The sequence below is a fragment of the Levilactobacillus muriae genome, assembly GCF_045862015.1.
Classification (GTDB): Bacteria; Bacillota; Bacilli; order Lactobacillales; family Lactobacillaceae; genus Levilactobacillus; species Levilactobacillus muriae.
In genome coordinates this window covers 1-3907 of record NZ_BAAFRU010000047.1, presented here as the reverse complement: position 1 = coordinate 3907, position 3907 = coordinate 1, and the positions used below count along the sequence as shown (strand labels likewise).

Annotated in this window: 6 protein-coding genes and 1 pseudogene; 5 read left to right on the top strand and 2 right to left on the bottom strand. The window is 40.5% G+C overall.

Translation table 11 applies throughout. The features are described from left to right. Window positions 1–152, top strand: a pseudogene (locus ACKTSF_RS14215) (IS30 family transposase); the annotation flags it as partial. Window positions 153–273: 121 nt separating this feature from the next. Then, window positions 274–489, top strand: a complete 216-nt coding sequence (locus ACKTSF_RS14210; RefSeq protein WP_003680381.1) for a CsbD family protein — start codon at window positions 274–276, stop codon at window positions 487–489. 606 nt (window positions 490–1095) lie between these two features. Here ACKTSF_RS14210 and ACKTSF_RS14205 read toward each other — a convergent pair. Continuing rightward, entirely contained in the window at window positions 1096–1974 is an 879-nt protein-coding gene (locus tag ACKTSF_RS14205; protein WP_407890240.1) for an IS3 family transposase, read from the bottom strand. A 23-nt stretch (window positions 1975–1997) separates the two neighbouring features. Next, window positions 1998–2285 (bottom strand): transposase, encoded by a 288-nt coding sequence (locus ACKTSF_RS14200; protein WP_253246916.1) that lies wholly within the window; start codon window positions 2283–2285, stop codon window positions 1998–2000. 142 nt (window positions 2286–2427) lie between these two features. Between ACKTSF_RS14200 and ACKTSF_RS14195 the strand changes: the two genes are divergently transcribed. The 3 genes from ACKTSF_RS14195 to ACKTSF_RS14185 form a co-directional block, all read left to right on the top strand. Continuing rightward, window positions 2428–2679, top strand: a complete 252-nt coding sequence (locus ACKTSF_RS14195) for an IS3 family transposase (RefSeq protein ID WP_002816285.1) — start codon at window positions 2428–2430, stop codon at window positions 2677–2679. A gap of 5 nt (window positions 2680–2684) precedes the next feature. Then, entirely contained in the window at window positions 2685–3575 is an 891-nt protein-coding gene (locus ACKTSF_RS14190) for an IS3 family transposase (protein WP_407890242.1), read from the top strand. Window positions 3576–3791: 216 nt separating this feature from the next. Further along, on the top strand, window positions 3792–3907 hold a 116-nt coding region (locus ACKTSF_RS14185; protein WP_251899498.1), incomplete at its 3' end, for a KUP/HAK/KT family potassium transporter.

Below are 3907 nucleotides of genomic sequence, written 5' to 3'. Positions count from 1 at the left end.
ATTTTTATCCTAAAGGGACTCGTTTTGAGCACATTAGTGCTCAAAATTTAACGACGACGTTACTCCAAATTAACCAGCGACCGCTTAAAATACTCGACTGGCAAACACCGTATCAGGTTATGCTGACAAATTTGTCCAAAAATTCGGATTAAATTTGCAATCTACCTTATAAGTGTCATTCACACTATCTCTTGTAGGATCTCCTTATTAGACAAGCAAATTAAAATGTGGAATAATACTGTTGTAACAAATTACATTATGGGAGGTTATATTATGAGTCTAGATGACAAGATTGATAGCACCAAAGATAAGGTAAGTGGAAAAGCTAAAGAAGTTGAAGGCAAGGTTACGAACGACAAGGCCCGCGAAGCTGAAGGTAAGGGTCAAGGTATTCTAGGTAAGGCTAAAGATAAACTGTCAGATGCCAAAGATGCTGTTAAAGATACGGTTGATAACGTAAAGGAAAAGTTAGATAAAGACGATAAATAAATTATCATTTTTAAGAAGACCAAAATCTGGTCTTCTTTTATTTTTTCACGCTTGTTACCCTGTTTTTTCTCCACACTGTAATACGCGGCTTATGTGGTCGCTGCGGCTTTTTACGTTACCACCGTCCATCTTTAAGCTGATGTTCTAAGTCACCCAAGCAACGTGTCTCTGTGCGACTGACAAGGCCAAATCTGCTATTTACCATCTGGCCCATGCCGGCCACCTCCAAATTTTGGGCAAAATAAAAACGCCACGCTATTTAGCACGACGTCTATTATCCTTACACCATCTTATCGAGCCGAGCACCCGCCTGTGCCCACTCCGGAAACTCATACCCGTATTTACTATGAATTAATCATGATATCGCCACCTCCTGACCATATGCAAAAAAACAGTGATTAGCTGAACTTTTCGATAAATCTATTAAAAGTTTCCGTAGTCCCATTTTCAATTAGTACAACTAAAGCTTCATAGCTAATTTATCAAATTCTTGTATATCAATACCCGTTGCTCCAATTAAATCAAGAATAATCTCTGGATGTAAGCTGATTCCTGAGATGGTCCCCTGTCAATAAAATAGACAATTTAAATAGAGACTTTTTTGTCCTATGCCACGACTAAATTTTGAATTTGAGTTTGATACTCATCTTCAAGTTGCTTTGGTGATTTGAATCCACAGTGACTGTGAATTCTAACTGTGTTGTAAAACGTTTCAATGTACTGAAAAACTAGTCGTTTAGCTTCGGAGTATGAATGGATTTTAAACCGATTTATCCATTCACGCTTAATCAAGGCATGAAACGACTCAATGCAGGCATTATCCCAAGGATAAGCTTTCTTTGAATAGCTTAATGTCATGTTAGCTGTAGCTTGATTGTAAGCTTCAGACGTAAACTGACTACCACGATCACTGTGCATGATTAATGGCTTGCTAATATGGCGACTGTGCTTAGTCTTTTCAATAAGTGGGATGACATTCGATACCTCCAAGGTTTCAGATAAGTCCCAACCAATGATCCGTCTGGAGTACAAGTCCATAATACTGGTTAAATAAACGAATCCGTCATGAACTGGAATATAAGTGGTGTCAATGCACCAAACGGCGTTTGATCGCAATGGATTGAACTGCTCGTCTAAAATATTTATTAGCTGTTTATCAAACTTAGAATTGCGAGTGGTAGTCGTCCAAGGGGTTAGGTAAACGGCGTGAATGCCAAGTTCACGCATATACTTACCAACAGTTCGTTCAGCGATCTTATATCCTTTTGAGCGAAGTTCTTGGGTGATTTTGCCGGCACCGTAAATACAAAGGCTTTTGAGCCAAATTGCTTTAATTTCACCTTGAATAAACTTCTTCCGAAGCTTTCGCGGTGATTGGTGATTATGACGCTTTTCTCGTTGATAGTAACCACTTCTTGAGATTCCAACATAATCACACATACCATTGATGGAAGGGTGGGATTCCAAAGCGTGCTGAACGTCCATTTCTTGGTATACCTTTTCGGTAGTTACTTGCTCAGAATCCCGATTGATTTTTTTAACACTTCGATCGCTCCTTCAGCGTCACGAAGTTGACGCTTTAGTCGTGCAATCTCCTTGTCCTTATCGCTGGCAAAATTACCAGAGCCACGGCTAAACTCCCCAGTCTCAGTAAACAGCTTAATCCATTTATGTAATGTACTAGCCCCAATACCTAGATTCTTACTTATTTCATTCATGGTCATGTGATCCTTGTTATCTAAGTAATACTGAACGGCCTGTTCCTTAAATTCCTTGTCATAACTGTGCTTCGTCATTATTTGATCCTCCAATTTACTTCCTTAATTATACTAAATCAGAGTCTCTATTTAACTTGTACACTTTTTATTCTAGGCCCAAGACAACTTTTAAGAGAGCGTATAATGAATAAATCGTCTCTCAAAAGGAAGGAATTTTTACATGCCAACTCGTTACGACAAAGAATTCAAACAAAACATCATCAACCTATATAAGCAAGGCGAATCAGCCGCCCAACTGGCCAGAGAATATGGCATTGGCTATTCAACCGTTCATAAGTGGATCCAGGGCCAAGCCAAAACTCAATCCGGTAAATCGCCAGACGAAATTAAAGCGATGGAAAAGCGGCTGGCTTCCCTGTCTGAGGAGAACGAAATCCTAAAAAAAGCCCTGGGCTTCCTTGCGCAGAAGTAACCAATATTTTTGATTACATTCACCAAGAAAGCCATCACCACCAGGTAACTAAGATGTGCCGAATCCTCGGTGTTTCCAGAGCTCAGTATTATCGTTATCGATCCCCCAAACCTTCAAAACGCCGGGCCGAAGATGCGGACTTAAAACAACGGATTCTGCGGATCTTTGCGGAATTTAAGCAGCGATACGGCGTTATGAAGATCCACCATGAATTGAATCTGGAACTTCAACCACTGCAGCGTCGGTGCAGCCCAAGACGGATTTCCCGGCTCATGAAGGAACTGGATATCCACTCCGTTACCGTCAATAAATGGAAAGCGGCTTCGGCTTCCAAAACCAAGGTTGAACAGCGTCCCAACTTGCTTAAGCAGGATTTCTCGACCACTGGTTTAAATCAAAAATGGACCGCTGATATGACCTATATTCAAACGAAGCGTAATGGCTGGTGTTACTTATCAACCATCATGGACCTGCACTCACGACGGATTATCGGCTATTCGTTCTCAAAAAAGATGGATACTGATTTAGTCTTAAAGACCCTGGAAAGCGCGGTTAAAAAGCGAACCATTACTGGGGACCTGATTATCCATACGGATTTAGGATCACAGTATACCAGCGATGATTACAATCAACGTTTAACTGAACTACATATCCGCCACTCATACAGCCGTAAGGGGTGTCCGTATGATAATGCGCCAATGGAATCCTTTCACGCTTCCCTCAAAAAGAAATGTGTTTATCCAGTGCCGGTCTTTGAAGATTATGAAACTGCCGCTGCCGTCCTTTTTGAATATGTGCATGCTTTCTACAATAGGAAGAGAATTCATAGTTCACTGGGCTACCAGACCCCCTTACAAGTTGAAATTGCAACACTTACGAGCCAAATGGCCGCCTGATTTAATGCTTTCCAGGGTTCAAATAAGTTATTAATCACGATTAATGATTTATTTGAGCTGTGGAAGGTAAACGCGGTTCTGAATGTCTCTTAAAATCTGTCTCAAATATTGACTTCAATCCATTATGATGTATATGGCATAGTTGCTTTTCTTCGTGTTTAGGCTTACTATTTTGCAGTGCTATATTTCAATAATTAGCGTTGGGGGCAAGCAAATATGAATAAGCAACTAGAACGTGTTTCTTTTGCGGGGGCACTTGTTACTTTAGGAATTGTGTACGGTGATATTGGCACTTCACCATTGTATGTTATGAATGCATTGATTGGTGACGC

Bases quoted from the DNA above. Each gene is read 5' to 3' on its own strand.
- ACKTSF_RS14210 (WP_003680381.1), top strand. From the start codon at position 274: ATGAGTCTAGATGACAAGATTGATAGCACCAAAGATAAGGTAAGTGGA.
- ACKTSF_RS14205 (WP_407890240.1), bottom strand. From the start codon at position 1,974: ATGGACGTTCAGCACGCTTTGGAATCCCACCCTTCCATCAATGGTATG.
- ACKTSF_RS14200 (WP_253246916.1), bottom strand. From the start codon at position 2,285: ATGACGAAGCACAGTTATGACAAGGAATTTAAGGAACAGGCCGTTCAG.
- ACKTSF_RS14195 (WP_002816285.1), top strand. From the start codon at position 2,428: ATGCCAACTCGTTACGACAAAGAATTCAAACAAAACATCATCAACCTA.